This window comes from Pseudomonas sp. TH34, from assembly GCF_016650865.1.
GTDB lineage: Bacteria > Pseudomonadota > Gammaproteobacteria > Pseudomonadales > Pseudomonadaceae > Aquipseudomonas > Aquipseudomonas yamanorum.
In genome coordinates this window covers 127,393-148,341 of record NZ_JAEKFB010000022.1, presented here as the reverse complement: position 1 = coordinate 148,341, position 20,949 = coordinate 127,393, and the positions used below count along the sequence as shown (strand labels likewise).

The 20,949-nt window shown below is 61.2% G+C and carries 18 protein-coding genes; 13 read left to right on the top strand and 5 right to left on the bottom strand.

Going from position 1 to position 20,949, the window contains the following annotated elements; translation table 11 throughout:
- Positions 1-11 precede the first annotated feature (11 nt).
- Complete coding sequence (locus JFU58_RS17475; RefSeq protein ID WP_201141377.1) at positions 12-1,295, bottom strand: Zn-dependent hydrolase; 1,284 nt, start codon at positions 1,293-1,295, stop codon at positions 12-14.
- A gap of 141 nt (positions 1,296-1,436) precedes the next feature.
- Entirely contained in the window at positions 1,437-2,924 is a 1,488-nt protein-coding gene (locus JFU58_RS17470) for an NCS1 family nucleobase:cation symporter-1 (RefSeq protein ID WP_003207834.1), read from the bottom strand.
- 600 nt (positions 2,925-3,524) lie between these two features.
- On the opposite strand from JFU58_RS17470, the gene hydA reads away from it, so the two are divergent.
- The 3 genes from hydA (at position 3,525) to preA (ending at position 7,769) form a co-directional block, all read left to right on the top strand.
- Positions 3,525-4,964 (top strand): dihydropyrimidinase, encoded by a 1,440-nt coding sequence (gene hydA, locus JFU58_RS17465; protein WP_063028588.1) that lies wholly within the window; start codon positions 3,525-3,527, stop codon positions 4,962-4,964.
- Between the two features lie 163 nt (positions 4,965-5,127).
- Positions 5,128-6,495 carry an FAD-dependent oxidoreductase gene (locus JFU58_RS17460; RefSeq protein ID WP_177071494.1) on the top strand — a complete coding sequence of 456 codons (1,368 nt, stop codon included), beginning with the start codon at positions 5,128-5,130 and terminating at the stop codon, positions 6,493-6,495.
- Positions 6,495-7,769 carry an NAD-dependent dihydropyrimidine dehydrogenase subunit PreA gene (gene preA, locus JFU58_RS17455; protein WP_177026952.1) on the top strand — a complete coding sequence of 425 codons (1,275 nt, stop codon included), beginning with the start codon at positions 6,495-6,497 and terminating at the stop codon, positions 7,767-7,769. Before JFU58_RS17460 ends, preA begins: the two co-directional genes overlap by 1 nt.
- Before the next feature lie 137 nt (positions 7,770-7,906).
- Here the strand turns inward: preA and JFU58_RS17450 are convergent, their stop codons facing one another.
- On the bottom strand, positions 7,907-8,527 hold the full coding sequence (locus JFU58_RS17450) for a TetR/AcrR family transcriptional regulator (RefSeq protein WP_003207828.1): 621 nt from the start codon (positions 8,525-8,527) through the stop codon (positions 7,907-7,909).
- Positions 8,528-8,670: 143 nt separating this feature from the next.
- Between JFU58_RS17450 and JFU58_RS17445 the strand changes: the two genes are divergently transcribed.
- From JFU58_RS17445 to JFU58_RS17400, 10 genes are all read left to right on the top strand, one after another.
- Complete coding sequence (locus tag JFU58_RS17445) at positions 8,671-9,114, top strand: GNAT family N-acetyltransferase (RefSeq protein ID WP_177026953.1); 444 nt, start codon at positions 8,671-8,673, stop codon at positions 9,112-9,114.
- A gap of 23 nt (positions 9,115-9,137) precedes the next feature.
- Positions 9,138-9,503 carry a copper homeostasis periplasmic binding protein CopC gene (copC, locus tag JFU58_RS17440; protein WP_201141375.1) on the top strand — a complete coding sequence of 122 codons (366 nt, stop codon included), beginning with the start codon at positions 9,138-9,140 and terminating at the stop codon, positions 9,501-9,503.
- Positions 9,504-9,506: 3 nt separating this feature from the next.
- Positions 9,507-10,364 (top strand): copper homeostasis membrane protein CopD, encoded by an 858-nt coding sequence (gene copD / locus JFU58_RS17435; RefSeq protein ID WP_063028580.1) that lies wholly within the window; start codon positions 9,507-9,509, stop codon positions 10,362-10,364.
- Between the two features lie 147 nt (positions 10,365-10,511).
- A complete protein-coding gene (locus tag JFU58_RS17430) occupies positions 10,512-11,780 on the top strand; it encodes an OprD family outer membrane porin (RefSeq protein WP_201141373.1) in 1,269 nt (422 codons plus the stop codon).
- Positions 11,781-11,964: 184 nt separating this feature from the next.
- On the top strand, positions 11,965-12,786 hold the full coding sequence (locus JFU58_RS17425) for an NAD-dependent epimerase/dehydratase family protein (protein WP_093207960.1): 822 nt from the start codon (positions 11,965-11,967) through the stop codon (positions 12,784-12,786).
- A gap of 30 nt (positions 12,787-12,816) precedes the next feature.
- On the top strand, positions 12,817-13,692 hold the full coding sequence (locus JFU58_RS17420; protein ID WP_201141371.1) for an SMP-30/gluconolactonase/LRE family protein: 876 nt from the start codon (positions 12,817-12,819) through the stop codon (positions 13,690-13,692).
- A gap of 51 nt (positions 13,693-13,743) precedes the next feature.
- Positions 13,744-14,715, top strand: a complete 972-nt coding sequence (locus JFU58_RS17415) for a TRAP transporter substrate-binding protein (protein ID WP_093207955.1) — start codon at positions 13,744-13,746, stop codon at positions 14,713-14,715.
- Between the two features lie 67 nt (positions 14,716-14,782).
- A complete protein-coding gene (locus JFU58_RS17410; RefSeq protein WP_201141369.1) occupies positions 14,783-15,310 on the top strand; it encodes a TRAP transporter small permease in 528 nt (175 codons plus the stop codon).
- Complete coding sequence (locus JFU58_RS17405) at positions 15,311-16,591, top strand: TRAP transporter large permease (protein ID WP_010166793.1); 1,281 nt, start codon at positions 15,311-15,313, stop codon at positions 16,589-16,591.
- A gap of 128 nt (positions 16,592-16,719) precedes the next feature.
- Positions 16,720-17,577 carry an aldose 1-epimerase gene (locus JFU58_RS17400; protein ID WP_201141367.1) on the top strand — a complete coding sequence of 286 codons (858 nt, stop codon included), beginning with the start codon at positions 16,720-16,722 and terminating at the stop codon, positions 17,575-17,577.
- A gap of 122 nt (positions 17,578-17,699) precedes the next feature.
- Here the strand turns inward: JFU58_RS17400 and JFU58_RS17395 are convergent, their stop codons facing one another.
- Both JFU58_RS17395 and JFU58_RS17390 read right to left on the bottom strand, forming a co-directional pair.
- Positions 17,700-18,845, bottom strand: coding sequence for an HlyD family secretion protein (locus JFU58_RS17395; RefSeq protein ID WP_093207942.1), 1,146 nt, complete (start codon positions 18,843-18,845; stop codon positions 17,700-17,702).
- On the bottom strand, positions 18,842-20,500 hold the full coding sequence (locus JFU58_RS17390) for an MFS transporter (RefSeq protein ID WP_093207939.1): 1,659 nt from the start codon (positions 20,498-20,500) through the stop codon (positions 18,842-18,844). The genes JFU58_RS17395 and JFU58_RS17390 overlap by 4 nt, the downstream gene beginning before the upstream one ends.
- Between the last annotated feature and the right edge of the window lie 449 nt (positions 20,501-20,949).

The window sequence follows — 20,949 nt, the reverse complement described above, 5'->3', positions numbered from 1 at the left end:
AGCCTGGCGACTCAGGCAGCCAGTTTGCCGCTGGCAATCGCCACCGACGCCGCCACCATCGCCCTCAGCAACACCGCACACCCCGCCGCCAGATCATCCGGCGCGGCATTCTCGATTTCGTTATGACTGATGCCGCCTTCACACGGCACAAAGATCATCCCCGCCGGCCCCAGCTCCGCGACGAAAATCGCGTCATGCCCTGCCCCGCTCACAATGTCCATGTTCGACAGGCCCAGTCCATTGGCGGCATCACGCACGGCATCCACGCAGCCTTTGTCGAAGTACAGCGGCGGGAAGTCAGCGGTGGGTGTCATCTCGAACGTGAGGCCGTGCTTGGCGCAGGTCTCGTCGATCACCTTGCGCACCTGGGCAATCATCGAATCCAGTCGCGCCGGTTCCAGATGACGGAAATCCAGGGTCATGCGCACTTCGCCAGGAATGACGTTGCGTGAGCCCGGATACGCTTGCAGGCAACCGACGGTGCCGCAGGCGTGAGGCTGATGACCCAACGCAGCCGCATTGACAGCGGCGACCACAGCAGCGGCACCTACCAATGCGTCTTTGCGCAGGTGCATGGGCGTTGGGCCCGCGTGCGCCTCAACTCCGCGCAATTTCAGGTCGAACCATTTCTGGCCAAGGGCGCCCAGCACCACACCGATGGTTTTCTTTTCATCCTCAAGAATCGGGCCTTGCTCGATATGCGCTTCGAAATATGCACCGACCTTGTGCCCGCTCACGGGACGTGATCCCGCATAACCAATAGCATTCAGCGCATCGCCCACGGTCACGCCGTCGGCATCCGTCTTGGCCAGCGTATCGGCCAGGGTGAATTTCTCGGCAAACACCCCGGACCCCATCATGCATGGCGGAAAGCGCGAGCCTTCTTCGTTGGTCCACACCACCACTTCCAGCGGCGCTTCGGTTTCCACTTTCAGGTCATTGAGGGTTCGCAGCACTTCCACCCCCGCCAACACCCCAAAACAACCATCAAACTTGCCGCCGGTGGGTTGGGTGTCGATATGGCTGCCGGTCATCACCGGCGGCAGCTTGGGATTGCGCCCTGGCCGACGGGCGAAGATATTGCCGACGCCATCGATGGTCACGGTACAGCCCGCTTCCTCGCACCACTTCACAAACAGGTCGCGGGCCTGGCGATCGAGGTCAGTCAGGGCCAGGCGGCAGACGCCGCCCTTGGGGGTGGCGCCGAGCTTGGCGAGTTCCATCAGGGACAGCCACAGGCGATCGCGGTTGATGTGCTGATGGGTGGATTGCAGAACGTCTACGGCAGCGTTCATGGGGATCTCCTCAACTACTTTTTATATGAATCGACTCGGTCAACTGTGGGAGCTGGCTTGCCTGCGATACGGGCGACTCGGTCTTTCAGTTGCACCGGGGCGATGCCATCGCAGGCAAGCCAGCTCCCACACTGACCGTGTTCACAAAGGTGTTTTCACGGCGACCACACGGGCCCCGCGCTTCATGCACAGGGCGTAATACAGCAACCCGCCGAGCGCCGAGCCGGTGAACCAGCCATAGCTGTAGAACCAGCTGAACGCGTCGCTGCCTAGCGACAACAGCGTCAGCACCACCGGCACGCCAAAGGCCAGGAAGCCATGCCAGTTCCACGCCGGGTACACGTCATCGCGGTACAAGCCGGCGAGGTCCAGTTGCTGTTTCTTGATGATGAAATAGTCCACCACCATGATCCCGGCAATCGGCCCCAGCAGGCTTGAGTAACCCAGCAGCCAGTTGGAGTAGACGGTTTCCAGGCTCACATCGGAGATGATCAGCCCAAGCTTTTTCAGCAGTTCGTGGGCCATCAGCGCCAGGCCCACCAGGCCGGTGAGCACCACCGCCGTGGTGCGGTTGATCAGCTTGGGGGCGATGTTCTGGAAATCGTTGGTGGGCGAGACGATGTTCGCCGCGGTGTTGGTGGACAAGGTGGCGATGATGATCAGCGCCATGGCCACGGCTACCCACACCGGGCTCTGGATATGGCCGATCAGGGTTACCGGATCGGAGACGCTGACGCCCACCAGTTTCACCGAGGCAGCGGTCATGATCACGCCGAGGGCGGCGAACAGGAACATGGTCAGCGGCAGGCCGAAAATCTGCCCGAGGATCTGGTCTTTCTGGCTCTTGGCGTAGCGGCTGAAGTCGGGGATGTTCAATGACAAGGTGGCCCAGAAACCCACCATCGCCGTCAGGCCCGCCATGAAGTAGCCGGTGAGGCTGGCGCCTTCGGGACGTTTGGGCGGGATCGCCATCAGCTCGGTCAGCGAGACATTCGGCAGCGCCCACACCAGCAGCCCGATCCCCACGGCCACCAGCAGTGGTGCCGACAGGGTTTCCAGCCATTTGATCGACTCGGCGCCACGTAATACCACCCACAGGTTCAGGGTCCAGAAGATCATGAAACCGATCACTTCACCGGTGCCACCAAGGGATTTCCAACCCTCGAAAATCGACCCCAGGAACAGGTGAATCGCCAGGCCGCCAAACATCGTCTGGATGCCGAACCAGCCACACGCCACCAGGGCGCGAATCAGGCACGGCACGTTGGAACCGAGCACGCCGAAGGACGAGCGCAGCAACACCGGAAACGGGATGCCGTACTTGGTACCGGGGAAGGCGTTGAGGGTCAGCGGGATCAGCACCACGATATTGGCCAGCAGGATCGCCATCAGCGCCTCGCCCACCGACAACCCGAAGTACGCAGTGAGAACGCCGCCCAGGGTGTAGGTCGGCACGCACACCGACATGCCGATCCACAGCGCGGTGATGTGCCACTTGTTCCAGGTGCGTTCGCGCACCTTGGTCGGTGCCATGTCGTGGTTGTAGCGGGGGCTGTCGAGGACGTCGGGGCCGGCGTCGAGTTCGTACAGGCCGTTGCGCTCAATGACTTGCGATCTGTTCTGTTGCATGGCCGCTCCACGGTTTTTTCGAATTATTTTTGCTCACCCCGTGACGTGCACGGGATGGCCGGAGTACCTCGTTGACAACATGACATCCGGGACCCGGCCAACCGCCACCGCACTCAATAACCGTGCCGTAAACCGTTGCCCTTCCCGCACCGCTTATATAACTCGCTGATGTTTATCAGCTTTATTGTCTCGACCGAAGAGCCCCTCGTTACTTTCAGCGTTACTCAGGCCAAATAACGCAGAAGTTGTCCGAACCCTCAGGACTCAATCTGGTGCAACACAATTATTTTTATTTACCGGCCCCGTCAAGAGGCATGTCTCAAGCGTCTGATTTGCAATAGGAAATGTTGCTCATATTGGGAACCTGTCAAGTGCGTCAAAATGGTGAGAGGTCGCTACATTTTGGTGATTTTGATTTTTTATTCTTATAATTCAATAACTTAATATAGATATAAGCTTATAAAAAATATTCTTGCTCATTCGAAAAACTCGGGCTAGTTTCTATTCCTGTCACCGCTGACAGGAATTAACTTCCAGCGGCGCGATGCATGACAACACTTAGAACTGGCACAAGCCGGTCAAGCCTGTGAGGAACTCGACATGTCGCTGTTGATCCGTGGCGCTACCGTTATTACCCATGATGAAAGTTACCGAGCCGATGTTTTATGCGCAGACGGTCTAATTCGCGCCATTGGCACTGATCTGGATATTCCCGCCGGCACCGAGATACTCGATGGCAGCGGTCAATACCTGATGCCCGGCGGCATCGACCCCCATACCCATATGCAATTGCCCTTCATGGGCACCGTGGCCAGTGAAGACTTTTTCAGTGGCACGGCCGCCGGGTTGGCGGGCGGCACCACGTCGATCATCGACTTCGTGATTCCCAACCCGCAGCAATCCCTGTTGGAAGCCTTCCACCAGTGGCGCGGCTGGGCCGAGAAGTCGGCGTCGGACTACGGTTTTCACGTGGCCATTACCTGGTGGAGCGAGCAGGTCCGCGAGGAAATGGCCGAGCTGGTAAGCCAGCACGGCATCAACAGCTTCAAGCATTTCATGGCGTACAAAAACGCAATCATGGCCGCTGACGACACCCTGGTGGCGAGCTTCGAACGCTGCCTGGAACTGGGTGCGGTGCCGACGGTGCATGCCGAAAACGGCGAACTGGTGTACCACTTGCAACGCAAGCTGATGGCCCAGGGCATTACCGGGCCTGAAGCGCACCCGCTGTCGCGGCCTTCGCAGGTGGAAGGCGAAGCCGCCAGCCGGGCGATCCGGATTGCCGAAACCATCGGCACCCCGTTGTACCTGGTGCACGTGTCCACCCAGGAAGCGCTGGATGAAATCACCTATGCCCGCAGCAAGGGCCAGCCGGTGTACGGCGAAGTCTTGGCCGGGCATCTGCTGCTGGACGACAGCGTGTATCAACACCCCGACTGGCAGACTGCCGCCGGCTACGTGATGAGCCCTCCCTTCCGCCCACGCGGGCATCAGGAAGCGCTGTGGCACGGCCTGCAATCGGGCAACCTGCACACCACCGCCACCGACCATTGCTGCTTCTGCGCCGAGCAAAAAGCTGCCGGGCGGGATGACTTCAGCAAGATTCCCAATGGCACCGCCGGTATCGAAGACCGCATGGCGCTGTTGTGGGATGAAGGCGTGAACACCGGGCGCTTGTCGATGCAGGAGTTCGTTGCGCTGACGTCTACCAACACGGCGAAGATCTTCAACCTGTACCCGCGTAAAGGGGCGATTCGCGTGGGGGCCGATGCTGATCTGGTGCTGTGGGACCCGCAAGGCACACGGACCATTTCCGCGAAGACTCACCACCAGAAAGTCGACTTCAACATCTTCGAAGGCAAGACCGTGCGCGGCGTGCCGAGCCATACCATCAGCCAGGGCAAGCTGGTCTGGGCGGATGGGGATTTGCGCGCCGAGCGTGGTGCGGGGCGGTATATCGAACGGCCGACGTATCCGCCGGTGTTTGAGCAGTTGAGCAAACGGGCGGAGCGTTCCAGGCCGGTTGCTGTGAAACGCTGAGGCCGCCATTCGCGAGCAAGCCCGCTCCCACATTCGCCCCCATTCCAACAGGATAAATGCAGTCGAATGTGGGAGCGGGCTTGCTCGCGAAGAGGCCGGTACCGGCAACAAAAAAACCACTGCCCACCAGAGGCAGCACCTCAAAAACCGTGAGGCCAATACCGTGATCCAGACTCTGAACCATCTTCCCCACCCCCATGAAGATGCGGCAGCCCTCGCCGCGCATTTCACCGACCTGGCGCCGCCGCTCAATGCCCGGCAAGCCCAACTGGAAGCGTCGCGCTGCCTCTACTGCTACGACGCGCCGTGCGTTAACGCGTGCCCCAGCGAAATCGATATCCCGTCGTTCATCCGCAATATCCACACGGAGAACGTCCAGGGCGCCGCGCAGAAGATTCTCTCGGCGAATATCCTCGGCGGCAGTTGCGCCCGGGTCTGCCCGACAGAAATCCTTTGCCAGCAAGCCTGCGTGCGCAACAACGCCGAAGAATGCGCCCCGGTGCTGATTGGCCTGTTGCAGCGTTACGCGGTGGACAACGCGCACTTCAGCGAACACCCCTTCCAGCGCGCCGCCCCCACCGGCAAGCGCATCGCGGTGGTCGGCGCCGGGCCTGCGGGCTTGTCCTGCGCCCATCGCAGCGCCCTGCACGGCCATGACGTGGTAATTTTCGAAGCCCGGGAAAAAGCCGGCGGCCTGAATGAATACGGGATCGCCAAGTACAAACTGGTGGATGACTTCGCGCAGAAGGAACTGGATTTCCTCCTGCAAATCGGCGGCATCGAAATCCGTCATGGCCAGCGTCTCGGCGACAACCTGACCTTGAGCGAGCTGCACCAGCAGTTCGATGCGGTGTTTCTCGGCCTCGGCCTGGCCGCCAGCAAACAGCTCGGCCTGCCTCACGAGGACGCCCCCGGCCTCCTCGCCGCCACCGACTATATCCGTGAACTGCGCCAGGCCGATGACCTCAGCCAACTGCCCTTGGCCGATCGTTGCATTGTGCTCGGCGCCGGCAACACGGCCATCGACATGGCCGTGCAAATGGCCCGCCTCGGCGCCCGTGACGTCAACCTGGTGTACCGCCGCGGCCTGAGTGAAATGGGCGCCACCGGCCACGAACAGGACATCGCCAAGGCTAACCAGGTACGCCTGCTGACCTGGGCCCAACCCGAGGAAGTGTTGCTCGATGATCAGGGCCATGTGCGCGGCATGCGTTTCGCCCGCACCCGCATGGTCGATGGCAGCCTGCAGGCCACCGGTGAAATCTTCGAACTGGCCGCCGACGCGATCTTCAAGGCCATCGGCCAAGGCTTCGACGACGCCGCGCTGCACGACCCGCTGGCCCACCAGTTGCAACGCCAAGGCGATCGTATCTTCGTCAACGAACAACTGCGCACCAGCATCCCCGGTGTGTACGCCGGCGGCGATTGCGTCAGCCTCGGCCAGGACCTCACCGTCCAGGCCGTGCAACACGGCAAGCTGGCCGCGCAAGCCATGCACGTTCAACTCATGCTGAATGTGGAGGCTGCGTAATGGCCGATCTCTCGATTGTATTCGCCGGCATCAAAGCCCCCAATCCGTTCTGGCTGGCCTCCGCGCCGCCTACCGACAAGGCCTACAACGTGGTCCGCGCCTTTGAAGCAGGCTGGGGCGGTGTGGTCTGGAAAACCCTCGGCGAAGACCCGGCCGCGGTCAACGTCTCATCGCGCTACTCGGCGCACTTTGGCGCCAACCGTGAAGTGCTCGGCATCAACAATATCGAGCTGATTACCGATAGGTCCCTGGAGATCAACCTGCGGGAAATCACCCAGGTGAAAAAAGACTGGCCCGACCGCGCACTGATCGTGTCGCTGATGGTGCCGTGTGTTGAAGAATCCTGGAAACACATCCTGCCGCTGGTGGAAGCCACAGGCTGCGACGGCATCGAGCTCAACTTCGGCTGCCCCCACGGCATGCCGGAACGCGGCATGGGCGCGGCGGTGGGCCAGGTGCCGGAGTACGTGGAACAGGTGACGCGCTGGTGCAAGACCTATTGCTCGCTGCCGGTGATCGTCAAGCTCACGCCGAACATCACCGACATACGCGTGGCGGCGCGGGCAGCGTATCGCGGGGGCGCGGATGCGGTGTCGCTGATCAACACCATCAACTCCATCACCAGTGTCGACCTGGAGCGCATGGTCGCCCTGCCGATGGTGGGCACCCAAAGCACCCACGGTGGCTACTGCGGTTCGGCGGTGAAGCCGATTGCGTTGAACATGGTGGCGGAGATTGCCCGGGATCCACAGACACAAGGCTTGCCGATCTGCGGCATTGGCGGGATTGGCAACTGGCGCGACGCGGCGGAATTCGTCGCAATGGGCTGCGGCGCGGTGCAGGTGTGCACGGCGGCGATGCTGCATGGGTTTCGGATCGTCGAGGAAATGAAGGACGGGCTGTCGCGATGGATGGACAGCCAGGGTTACAACAGCCTGCAGGAATTTTCCGGGCGGGCGGTGGGCAATACGACGGATTGGAAGTACCTGGATATCAATTACCAGGTGATCGCCAAGATCGACCAGGAGGCGTGTATTGGCTGTGGGCGTTGCCATATTGCTTGCGAAGATACGTCGCACCAGGCGATTGCCAGCTTGAAGCAGGCGGATGGGACACATAAATACGAGGTGATCGATGATGAGTGCGTGGGATGCAACCTGTGCCAGATCACTTGTCCGGTGGCGGACTGTATCGAGATGGTGCCGGTGGATACCGGAAAGCCGTTTTTGAACTGGACGCAGGACCCGAGGAATCCCTACCGCGAGGCGGTGTAGCCCTCCAAACAGACGCCCTATGAATGATCGTTCCCACGCTCCGCGTGGGAATGCATCCGTTGACGCTCCGCGTCACGACCTCAAGAGCGGACGCAGAGCGTCCAGGGCGGCATTCCCACGCGGAGCGTGGGAACGATCTAGGGCTCCAACCCAATCCCCCGCAAGATCACACTCGTCACCGTCTGCACTGCCCGTTCAAACTGCATGTCCGACAACGGCTGATGGTCATTCAGGATCTTCACCTGATGATCAAAGTCGGCATAGTGCTGGGTCGATGCCCAGATCATGTACAGCAGGCTCGACGGCTCCACCGGCAAGATCCGCTTGTCCTCCACCCACTGGCGAATCTTCGCTTCCTTCATCTTGGCCCAGTCGTACAGGCTCACGTCCAGCGCCTCCCCCAGGGTCGGCGCGCCGTGGATGATTTCGTTGGCCCATACTTTCGAACCATAGGGCCGGCTGCGGGAATGTTGCATCTTGGCGCGGATGTAGCTGCTGAGCACCACCCGCGGGTCGTCGAACATCTCGAAGCACAAGGCGTCCTGTTTCCACACTTCCAGCAGGTCGAACAACACCGCGCTGTACAGCTCGCTCTTGGTGCTGAAGTAGTAATGCAGGTTGGAGCGCGGCAGCTGCACTTCTTCGGCGATGTCGGCCATGGCGGTGCTGCCATAGCCCTTCTCGGCGAAAACCTTTTCCGCCGCCAGCAGAATCTTTTCGACGTTGACCCGACGAATACCGATCTTGTGATTGCCCATAAGGGCTCCCTGACAACAACATGGCTTCAAGACTACCATCCGCTCTAGGTCGCGGCGACACGCCACTGTGAAACTTCGTACAAGCACCTTCCCCGTGGAAAGCGGATTGGTTAGCATCGCCATCCCCTCGAAGGATCATCTCCATGACTATTCGACTGCGAGACGCGTGCGACGACCCGGTGCTTGGCGCACTGTGGGAACGCTCGGTGCGCGCCACCCATGACTTTCTCAGCGAAGACGACATCCAGCGCCTGCTGCCCCTGGTGCGCGACTGCTACCTGCCCATGCCCGCCCTTGAGGTGTGGGTGTACGAAGACGCCCAAGGCATTGCCGGCTTCGTCGGCACCGGCGGCAACAATGTCGAGATGCTGTTTATCGATCCGAGCCGGCGTGGCCAGGGCATCGGCCGACAGTTGCTGGACTTCGTGCGCGCCCGCCACGACACCCTGCGGGTCGACGTGAACGAGCAGAATCCACAGGCCGTAGGTTTCTATCTGCACTATGGTTTTATCCAGACTGGCCGCTCGCCCGTCGATGGCGAAGGCAAGCCCTTTCCCTTGTTGCACATGGCACTGCCTAACGACTGACTCTCACCTGAAGGTATTGAACAATGTTGATCAAGAAAACCCTCACCACCGTCGCCCTGCTCGCTTCCCTGCTGGGCGCATCGGCCGCGTTTGCCCACGCCCACCTGAAAAGCTCTGAGCCTGCCGCCGACAGCAGCGTCGCCGCGCCCAAGGACCTGCGCCTGACGTTCAGCGAAGGCGTTGAAGCGACGTTCACCAAGGTGTCCCTGAGCAAGGACGGTACCGAAGTCGCGATCAAAGGCCTGGAAACCCCGGATGCCGACAAGAAAGTATTGGTGGTGACACCGGCCGCACCACTGGCCGTCGGCACCTACAAAGTGGTGTGGAACGCCGTCTCGGTGGATACTCATAAAAGCAACGGTGAATACAGCTTCAAGGTCGGCCAATAATCCATGGCCACCCTGCTGGTGCTGTGCCGTTTCCTGCATTTCATCGTGGTGCTGTTGATGTTCGGGGCCTGTGTGTTCAGGCCCTGGCTGCTGGGCGCGGGACCGCAACCGGTGCTGGACCGCCAACTGGCGCGCATCACCCAAGGGTTGGCGTGGCTGGCACTGGTGTCGGGGGTGGCGTGGTTGCTGTTGATCAGCGCGAGCATGGCCGGAGTCGGGCTGGGCGCGCTGGAGTGGTCGACGGTGCAGTTGGTGCTGGGCAAAACCTTCTTCGGCCAGGTCTGGACCTGGCACCTGCTACTGAACGTGCTGCTGGTGCTGGGCCTGATGACGCCGTGGAAGGCGTTGCGCCTGCCGCTCTGTGCATTGCTGCTGGCGACACTGGCACCGGTGGGCCATGGCGCCATGCTCAATGGCCTGGCCGGGCAACTGCTGATCCTCAATCAGGTGGTGCACCTGGTGTGTGTCGGTGCCTGGCTGGGTGGCTTGCTCCTGCTGGTGTTGATCCTCAGGCAATCGCCCCACTATCCACTGGAACCGATCCTCAAGCGTTTCAGCGGCATTGGTTATGGGCTGGTAACGGGATTGCTGGTGACCGGCCTGATCAACGTGCGGGTGCTCACCGGGCAGTTCTGGCCAACGCCCTTGTTCACTGGGTTCGCCCTGATCCTGCTGATCAAGGTGCTGCTGGTGTTCGGCATGCTCGCACTGGCACTGTTGAACCGCCTGCGGATTCACAACTGTGAGCAGCGACTGCCTGCGTTGAAGGCCAGCGTGATGATTGAATGGTTACTAGGTGTTTCAGCGGTAGCCGCCGTTTCGCTGCTTGGTACCTTGCCGCCCATGGTTACAGCAGGATAACTCCTCCTCCACTGGCGCCCTTCACACAGGGAGTCATCGTATAACTTTCGATTGACAACCCCCTAAAACCTCGCAAATATCGCCTCCAATGTTGTACGACAACGTATAACAAAAATAAAAACAACAAAAAGACAACGGAGCGTCACTGTGAGCCAACACGTCCGCCATTTCTCCTGCACCGCCCGTTTTGCCGCCATCGGTTTGAGCAGCCTGGCCCTTACCCTCCCCGTCACCGCCTCGGCAGAAGGCTTCATCGACGACGCCACCGCTACGCTCAACCTGCGCAACGCCTACTTCAATCGCAACTTCACCAATCCCGCCTACCCCCAGGGCAAGGCCGAGGAGTGGACGCAAAACTTCATCCTCGACGCCAGGTCCGGCTTCACCCAAGGCACCGTCGGTTTCGGCCTGGACGTGCTGGGCCTGTACTCGCAGAAACTCGACGGCGGCAAAGGCACCGCCGGCACCCAGTTGCTTCCGATCGGCAGCGATGGCCGCCCTGCGGACAATTTCGGCCGCCTGGGCGTGGCGCTGAAAACCCGGTTGTCGAAGACTGAATTGAAAGTCGGCGAATGGATGCCGGTGCTGCCGATCCTGCGTTCGGATGACGGTCGCTCACTGCCGCAAACCTTCCGAGGCGGCCAGGTCACCTCCAGCGAAATCACTGGCCTGACCCTGTACGGCGGCCAGTTCCGCGGCAACAGCCCGCGTAACGACGCGAGCATGGAGGACATGTTCCTCAACGGCAAAGCCGCATTCACTTCGGACCGCTTCAACTTCGGCGGCGGCGAATACACCTTCAACGACAAGCGCACCCAAGTGGGCGTGTGGTACGCCGAGCTGAGCGACATCTATCAGCAACAGTATTTCAACCTCACCCACAGCCAACCCGTGGGCGACTGGACCCTGGGCGCCAACCTCGGGTACTTCACCGGCAAGGAGGACGGCAAGGCCCTGGCCGGCGACCTCGACAACAAAACCGCATTCGCTCTGCTCTCGGCTAAATACAAAGGCAACAGCTTCTATATCGGCCTGCAGAAACTCACCGGCGACAGCGCCTGGATGCGGGTCAACGGCACCAGCGGCGGCACCCTGGCCAACGATAGCTACAACGCCAGCTACGACAACGCCAAGGAAAAGTCCTGGCAGGTGCGGCACGACTTCAACTTCGTGGTGCTGGGCATTCCCGGCCTGACAATGATGAACCGCTATATCAGCGGCGATAACGTGCACACCGGGGCGATCACCAACGGCAAGGAATGGGGTCGTGAGTCGGAACTGGCCTACACGGTACAAAGCGGTCCACTGCGGGACCTGAATGTGCGCTGGCGCAACGCAACAATGCGCCGGGATTTCAGTACCAACGAGTTTGATGAAAACCGGATATTCATCAGTTACCCGCTGTCGTTGTTATAGCGGTTTACAAACACCAGGAAAGGCTTTTGTGGTGAGTGAGCTTGCTGGAGTGAGGGAGCTCCCTCGCCACAGGACAGCGATGACCCTCTATCAACTTCGACCAATAGCGCGTTGACAAGTGTAGGAAACCCTAACGATACTTCGGAATAGTCATACGACAACCTACAACAATAACGGGACCACCATGACCACCACAACCGCCCCTACCCCGTTCAACCGCTTGCTGCTCACCGGCGCCGCCGGTGGCTTGGGTAAAGTCTTGCGCGAACGCCTGCGCCCTTACGCCAAGGTACTGCGCCTGTCGGACATCGCCGACATGGCCCCGGCCGCCGACGACGGCGAAGAAGTGCTGCCTTGCGATCTTTCCGACAAACAGGCCGTGCACCACTTGGTGGAAGGCGTCGATGCGATCCTGCATTTCGGCGGCGTGTCAGTGGAGCGCTCCTTCGAGGAAGTGCTGGGCGCGAACATCTGCGGGATCTTCCACATCTACGAAGCCGCCCGCCGCCATGGGGTCAAGCGCGTCATCTTCGCCAGCTCCAACCACGTCATCGGCTTCTACAAGCAGGACGAAGCCCTCGACGCCCACTCCCCGCGCCGCCCGGACAGTTACTACGGCCTGTCCAAATCCTACGGCGAGGACATGGCCAGTTTCTACTTCGATCGCTATGGCATCGAAACCGTCAGCATCCGCATCGGCTCCTCGTTCCCGGAACCACAGAACCGCCGGATGATGCACACCTGGCTGAGCTTCGACGACCTCACCCAACTGCTCGAACGCGCGCTGTACACACCCAACGTCGGCCACACCGTGGTCTACGGCATGTCGGATAACCTCGACGTCTGGTGGGACAACCGCTTCGCCGCCCACCTGGGTTTCACCCCGCGAGACACCTCTGAAGTGTTCCGCAAACAGGTGGAAGCCCAGCCGCTGCCCGCCATCGACGACCCGGCGCGGGTGTACCAGGGTGGTGCGTTTTGTGCCGCCGGCCCGTTCGGTGACTGACCACAGACCAACCCAAGGGAATGAGTGGCCATGCAAGCAGAACTGATTGTCGACGCCCGCAACGCCGTAGGTGAATGCCCGGTGTGGGTGCCCGAGGAAAACGCCCTGTACTGGGTGGATATTCCCAACGCCGAGCTGCAGCGCTGGAGCGCCACCAGCAGCCAGGTGCAAGCCTGGAAAACCCCGCAGATGCTCGCCTGCATCGCCCGCACCACGACGGGCAACTGGGTCGCGGGCATGGAAACCGGGTTTTTCCAGCTGACGCCCTGCAACGACGGCACGCTCGACACCGCGCCGTTGGCCAGCGTCGAGCACGCCCGCCCGGACATGCGCCTGAACGATGGCCGCTGTGATCGCCAGGGTCGGTTCTGGGCCGGCAGCATGGTGCTGAATATGGGCGCGAATGCGGCTGAGGGTGTGCTTTATCGCTATCAAGCCGGCCAACCCGTTCACACGGAACTCAACGGTTTCATCACCCCCAACGGCCTGGCCTTCAGCCCCGACGGGCGCACGATGTACCTCTCGGACTCGCACCCGCTGGTGCAGCAAATCTGGGCCTTCGACTACGACATCGACAGCGGCACGCCGTCCAACCGCCGGCTGTTTGTGGACATGCACCACTTCCTTGGCCGCCCTGACGGAGCCGCCGTGGATGCCGAAGGCTGCTACTGGATCTGCGCCAACGATGCCGGGCTGGTCCACCGCTTTACCCCCGACGGTCGCCTCGACCGTTCACTGACTGTACCGGTGAAAAAACCCACCATGTGCGCCTTCGGCGGCAGCCGCCTGGACACCTTGTTCGTCACCTCGATCCGCGACGACCACAGCTCGCACTCCCTCGCCGGCGGCGTCTTTGCCCTGAACCCTGGCGTACAGGGAATGCCCGAACCGCAGTTCATCCTCTAGCTGCATCGCTGTGCCGTGAACAAAACAATAACAAGACTGGAGAGACACCCCATGGACTTCAAACGCACCTTGCTCGCCGCTGCACTCCCGTTCGTGTTTACCCTCGGCAGCACCGCCCACGCACTGGAAATCAAATTCGCCGACATCCACCCCGCCGGCTACCCAACCGTCGTCGCCGAAGAACAACTGGGTAAAACCCTAGTCGCCGAAAGCAACGGCGGCCTGACCTTCAAGATGTTCCCCGGCGGCGTGCTGGGCTCGGAAAAGGAAGTGGTGGAACAGGCCCAGGTCGGGGCGATCCAGATGGCCCGAGTCAGCCTCGGCATCGTCGGCCCGGTGGTGCCGGACGTAAACGTGTTCAACATGCCGTTCGTGTTCCGCGACCAGGTGCATATGCGCAAGGTCATCGACGGCGAGATCGGCGATGAAATCCTCGCCAAAATCACCGACTCCGAATTCAACCTGGTGGCGCTGGCCTGGATGGACGGCGGCACGCGCAACATCTACACCAAGAAACCGGTGCGCAAGATCGAAGACCTCAAGGGCATGAAGATTCGCGTGCAGGGTAACCCAATCTTCATCGAAACCATCAACGCCATGGGCGGCAACGGCATTGCCATGGACACCGGCGAGATCTTCAGCGCCCTGCAGACCGGGGTGATCGACGGCGCGGAAAACAACCCGCCCACCCTGCTGGAACACAACCACTACCAGAACGCCAAGTTCTACAGCCTCACCGGCCACCTGATCCTGCCCGAGCCCATCGTGATGTCGAAAATCACCTGGAACAAGCTCACCCCCGAGCAACAGGTGCTGGTAAAAAACACCGCCAAGGCCGCGCAGATCCAGGAACGCGAGCTGTGGGACACCAAGTCAGCCAGCAGTGAAGCCAAGCTCAAGGCTGCTGGCGTTGAGTTCATCGACATCGACAAAAAACCGTTCTATGAGGCCACCGCTTCGATCCGCGACAAGTACGGCGCGCCTTACGCCGACCTGATCAAGCGCATCGAAGCCGTCGAGTAACCCAACCGCCTCTCATAGATAAGGCCCGGCGCGGTCGGCATCGACGCGCCCGGTCACGGTGAACGCCATGAAGAATTTACTGCTGCGCATCAACGACCGCATTTACATGAGCTGCATCTGGGTCGCCGGCCTCGCCGTTCTCGGCGTCGCGCTGATCATCCCCTGGGGCATCTTCGCCCGCTACGTCCTCGGCACCGGCTCCAGCTGGCCGGAGCCCACCGCCATCCTGCTGATGCTGGTGTTCACCTTTGTCGGCGCCGCCGCCAGTTACCGCGCCGGGGCGCACATGTCGGTGGCCATGGTCACCGACCGCCTGCCGCCCGGCCAACGCCGAATCGTTGGCATACTCTCGCAACTGCTGATGGCGACCATCTGCCTGTTCATGACGATCTGGGGCAGCAAGTTGTGCCTGTCGACCTGGAACCAGTTCATGAGCGCCATGCCGACCTTGCGGGTGGGCATCACCTATATGCCGATCCCGATTGGTGGCTTGCTGACCCTGGTTTTTGTGCTGGAAAAACTCCTGCTGGGTGACCAGAGCAACCGCAGGGTGGTGCGCTTCGACCTGGTTGAAGAAAGTGAAGGGGCTGCCTGAATGGACGCATTGATTCTGTTGGGCAGCTTTATCGCCCTGATCCTGATTGGCATGCCGGTGGCCTACGCCCTGGGGCTTTCTGCGCTGATCGGCGCGTGGTGGATCGACATTCCGTTCCAGGCCCTGATGATTCAGGTGGCCGGCGGGGTGAACAAGTTTTCGCTGATGGCGATTCCGTTCTTTGTGCTGGCCGGGGCGATCATGGCCGAGGGCGGCATGTCCCGACGCCTGGTGGCGTTTGCCGGGGTGCTGGTGGGGTTTGTGCGCGGCGGCTTGTCCCTGGTGAACATCATGGCCTCGACGTTTTTTGGCGCGATCTCCGGCTCGTCGGTGGCCGATACCGCCTCCGTGGGTTCGGTGCTGATTCCGGAAATGGAACGCCAGGGCTATCCCCGTGAATTCGCCACCGCCGTCACCGTGAGCGGCTCGGTGCAAGCCTTGCTGACACCTCCCAGCCACAACTCGGTGCTCTACTCCCTGGCGGCTGGCGGCACCGTGTCCATCGCCTCACTGTTCATGGCCGGCGTGGTCCCGGGCCTGCTGATGAGCGCCTGCCTGATGGTGCTGTGCCTGATCTTCGCGAAAAAGCGCAACTACCCCAAAGGCGAAGTGATCCCCCTGAAACAGGCACTGAAAATCTGCGCCGATGCACTGTGGGGCCTGATGGCCATGGTGATCATTCTTGGCGGGATTCTGTCGGGCATCTTCACCGCCACCGAGTCGGCGGCCATTGCCGTGTTGTGGGCGTTCTTCGTGACCATGTTCATCTACCGCGACTACAAATGGAGCGAGCTGCCCAAGCTGATGCACCGCACGGTGCGCACCATTTCCATCGTGATGATCCTGATCGCGTTCGCCGCCAGCTTCGGCTACATCATGACCCTGATGCAGATCCCGGCGAAAATCACCACGATGTTCCTGACCCTGTCGGACAACCGCTATGTGATCCTGATGTGCATCAACGCCATGCTGCTGTTGCTGGGCACGGTGATGGACATGGCGCCGCTGATTTTGATCCTCACGCCGATCCTGTTGCCGGTCGTGCTGGGCATCGGCGTCGACCCGGTGCACTTCGGCATGATCATGCTGGTGAACCTCGGGATCGGCCTGATCACCCCGCCGGTGGGCGCGGTGCTGTTTGTGGGGGCGGCGGTGGGCAAGGTCAGTATCGAGAAGACCGTGAAGGCACTGCTGCCGTTTTATGGCGTACTGTTTTTGGTGCTGATGGCCGTGACCTACATTCCGGCGTTGTCGTTGTGGTTGCCGGGGCTGGTGTTATGAACTGATCGTTCCCACGCTCTGCGTGGGAACGCCGCCATGGACGCTCTGCGTCCGCTCTTAAAACCGTGACGCAGAGCGTCACAAGATGAATTCCCACGCAGAGCGTGGGAACGATCAAGGGTGCGCTGATGCTTGAACTCGAAGACAACCTCACCCACCTGACGCTGGCGCCAGCGTTGGGTGGCAGCCTCGTCAACTGGACCGTGCGCAGCAGCGGCGAACCCTTGCTGCGCCCTACCGATCAACAAGCACTCGCCACCGGTTTGCCGGGCAAGCTGGGGTGTTTCCCACTGGCGCCCTGGTCGAATCGGATTGCCGAGGGTGGCTTCGATAACCCGTCTGGGTGGTTGGCACTTGAGCCCAACAGCCCGCTGGACCCGCTGCCGATTCATGGCAGTGCCTGGCAGCAGGCGTGGCACGTGGTCAGCCAGGCGGCAGACGAGGTGGTGCTGCAACTGGACAGCAGCGCACCCTTTGCGTATCGCGCCGAGCAAAGGGTTCAGTTGAAGGACGGCAGGTTGAGCATCACCTTGCGGGTCACGCATCTGGAGGAAAAAGCGGCGTGGCATGGGCTGGGATTACATCCGTATCTGCCGCGCAGGCCCGGCACACAGTTGCAGGCCAAGGCTGGGCAGGTGTGGATGAGTGATGCATCGAAATTACCGACAGGGCTGGCTGCCGTACCCGCCGAGTGGGATTTTCAACAGCTCAAATCGTTGCCTGAGGCGCTGGTGGATAACGGTTTTTGCCAGTGGGATGGGCGCTGCGTGATCAAGCAGCCAGACCTGGGTTACTCCCTGGAGTGCCAGGCCACCGGCAGCGACTACTTCCTGCTGTATTGCCCGCCGGGGCTGGATTTTTTCTGTTTTGAGCCGGTGAGTCATCCGGTGAATGCCCATCACCTGCCGGGCAGGCCGGGGCTAAAGCTGCTAGAGCAAAGCGAATCAGCCGAACTCGGCTTCAGCCTGCAATACAAACCCCTCTAGCAACACAAAACCAATGTGGGAGCGGGCTTGCTCGCGAATGCGGTGGATCAGTCAACCCATCTGCGACTGACACTGCGCATTCGCGAGCAAGCCCGCTCCCACATTTTGATCTCCATTGTGTCTTAGGGTGGGGTGTTTTTCAGGCGCCCCGCCGTGTCAATACTCACCACAACCGACAACCCCGGCCGCAGCCGTTCACTCTGCTCCTGCCCCGGGTCGACGGTAATCCGCACCGGCACCCGCTGGGCGATCTTCACAAAGTTGCCGGTGGCGTTATCCGCCTGCAACAGGCTGAATTCCGAGCCGGTCGCCGGGGAAATACGCTGCACCGTGCCGTGAAACTTGCGATGGTCCAGGGCATCCACAGTGAAGGTCACCGGCTGGCCGACCTGCACATTGTCCATCTGGGTTTCTTTCATGTTGGCAATCACCCACAGCTGGTTCGGCACCAGCGCCATCAACTGTGCGCCGCTGTTGACGTAGGCCCCGAGGCGCACGCCAATCTGGCCCAGTTGCCCGTCACGCGGGGCGATGATGCGGGTGTTCGACAGGTCGATACGCGCCAGTTCCACCGCCGCATCGGCATTGGCCACCGCCGCCTCCAACGAACCGCGATTGACGATCACTGTCTGCAAATCCTGCCGGGCGATTTCCAGGCTGGCCTGGGCCTGGGCCACGGCTGCGATGGTTTGCGCATTGGCGGCACGGGTCACGTCCAGATCGCGCTTGGACACCGAACCGTCGCTGATCAACTCTTCGTTGCGGCGCAGGTCAGCGGTGCTCTTGCGCGCCTGGGCCTGACTGTCGGCCAAGGCGGCCTGACGCAGCTTGATGGTCGCCTCGGCACTGTTGCGTTGCTGCACCACATTGGCCAGGGACGCCTGCTGCACCGCCAGTTGCGCCAGGGCCTGATCCAACCGCTGCTTGTAGATGCGGTCATCGAGGCGCACCAGCAAATCCCCGGCCTTGACGTACTGGAAGTCCGTCACCGGCACTTCATACACGTAGCCGCTGAGCTGCGGCCCGATGATCGTCACCTGGCCACGCACCAGGGCATTCTCGGTGGTTTCCACGGCGCTGCTGAAGGGCGGCAATTGCCAGGCGTAGAGCACGATCAGCACGCCGATAATCGCAATCGCGGCAAAGCCCATGGAAGAGATGATGCGCACCCGCAGGGAGCGCGGTTCGGTGGCCGGCATGCTCGGCGGCGCGGTGCCTTCCGGCGTGGAAGCGATGGCGTTGGTGGTGGTCGTCGTCGGTTCGGTCATGAAGAAAGTGCGCCGCTGGGTTGAACGGGAGGCGCTGCACTGGCGGCAGCTTTAGTGGTACTCATCAGCCAGAGGCTGCGGATAAAAATCCAGATCATGGTGAGTATGGCGATGATCGCAATCAGCATGAACACATCGTTATAGGCCATCACATTCGCCTCGCGGGTGGCCGCGGTGGCCAGGCTGCGAATGCCCATCAGGTTACGCAACTCAGGGTCGGCGATCACCCCGCCATAGGCCGAGCCGCCACTGGCTACACGCGCTGCCACACGCGGGTCGAGCAAGGTCAGGTGTTCGACGATCATGCTGGAATGAAATTTCTCCCGCACGATCTGGAACGTGCCCAGCAATGCCGCGCCGATCAGGCCGCCGAGGTTTTGGCAGATCCCGAACAACACCGAGAAACTCACCAGGTTCCTGGGGTTGGTCAGCACGTTTTTCGTGCCCAACACCATGGTCGGCCCGAGGAAGAACGTGCCGCCAAAGCCTAGCAGGAACTGGCTGATGTACATGTTTTGCGGGCGCGTGAGGTTGCTGGAGAAGCTGTCCATTACCGACCCTGTGGCCATGAAAGCCAAGGAGATGATCAATGGCATCAACAGGTGCGCCGGGTTGATGGTCAACGCGCTGACGGCAAGGCCGGCAATCGCTCCCGCCAGCATCACCCAGTACAGCGTGCGCATCTGCTCGTTGCTCATGTTCAGCATCTGCATGAAGCCCACGGCGCCGGTGGACTGCTCCGAAAGCACCATGCGAATCAGCACCACCGCCAACGCCAGGCGAATCATTGCCCCGCTGCCGAGCCAACGGGTCATCAGCAACGGGTTGGAGCGGTTATGTTCGATGGCCAGGCCGGCCATGATCAGCACCAGCGAACAGGCCGATGCGACGCCGATCCACGGGGCTTCCAGCCACCAGTCGATACGCCCCAGGGACAGCACGGCGCAGAGCAAGGCGACGCCGGTGGCGAGGATGGCGAAGGTCAGGAAGTCGAGTTTTTCGAAGGTCTTGAAGCGGTCGCCCGGGGGCAACTTGAGCAGGAATACACAGCCCAGGCAGGTCAGGGCCATGCCCAGTTCGAACAGGTAGAGGCCGCGCCATTCGGCGATTTGCAGCAGGTCTTCGGAGAACAGTCGGGCCAGGGGCAGTGCCAGTTGCGCGGTGCCCAGGCCGAGGACCAGGGCCTTCATCCGCCATTTCGCAGGGAAGGCCTGGATCATGTAGTACAGGCCCAGGGAGCTGAGGGCGGCGCCGACCATGCCGTGGGCCGCGCGTACGGCGATGGCCGAGCTGAGGTCGTTGACGAACAGGTGGCCGAAGGTGACCAGGGCGTAGAGCACCAGGAACACTTCGGTGAAAGCGCGCAGACCAAATTGCTGGCGGAACTTGACCAGCAGCAGGTTCATGGAGACGTTGGTCATGACATAGGCGGCGGGGAGCCAGGCCATTTCTGCGGTGGTGGCGCCCAAGGCGCCTTGCAGGTACACCAGGTTGGCGATCACCAGCGAGTTGCCGAGACCGCCGGTGATTGCCACCAGCACGCCGACCAAGGCGTATGCCCAGCGTTTGCGGGTGGAATGCAGCGGCGTCGACGGCGAGCCCGGCAGGCTCGGGCGCTCGTGGGGCTGCCAGGTGTGGGGGGTGTATTTGTCCATTCGGTGGCCTTGATGACCGGCGTTCGGGGCCGGCGGAACGGTTACTCAGGGAGTAGTAAACCTGAGTGGAGTTCAACTTGCCATCTTGGGAGGGATTTGGGCGGTTGGGGTGTATATCCGTTGCTGCGGTAACGGCGGCTTATGGTTCCGCTCTTACAGCGGCTCACTTTTGAACAGCGCAAAAGTAAGCAAAACGCTCTTGCCCCATCACTCGGCACCTGGCTTAGGCTCGGTGTGCCCGCACTCCGGCATTACGAAGCGGGCACGGTCAAATGTGGGAGCTGGCTTGCCTGCGATGGCATCACCTCGGTGTGTCTGAAAAACCGAGTTGTCTGCATCGCAGGCAAGCCAGCTCCCACAGAAAAGCAGAGCTGCATCAGCTTCAGATTTGGCTTTCGCTCTGGATTTTGTCTTTGCTTTTAACACTCAAGCCGGCCGGGAGGCCGCTG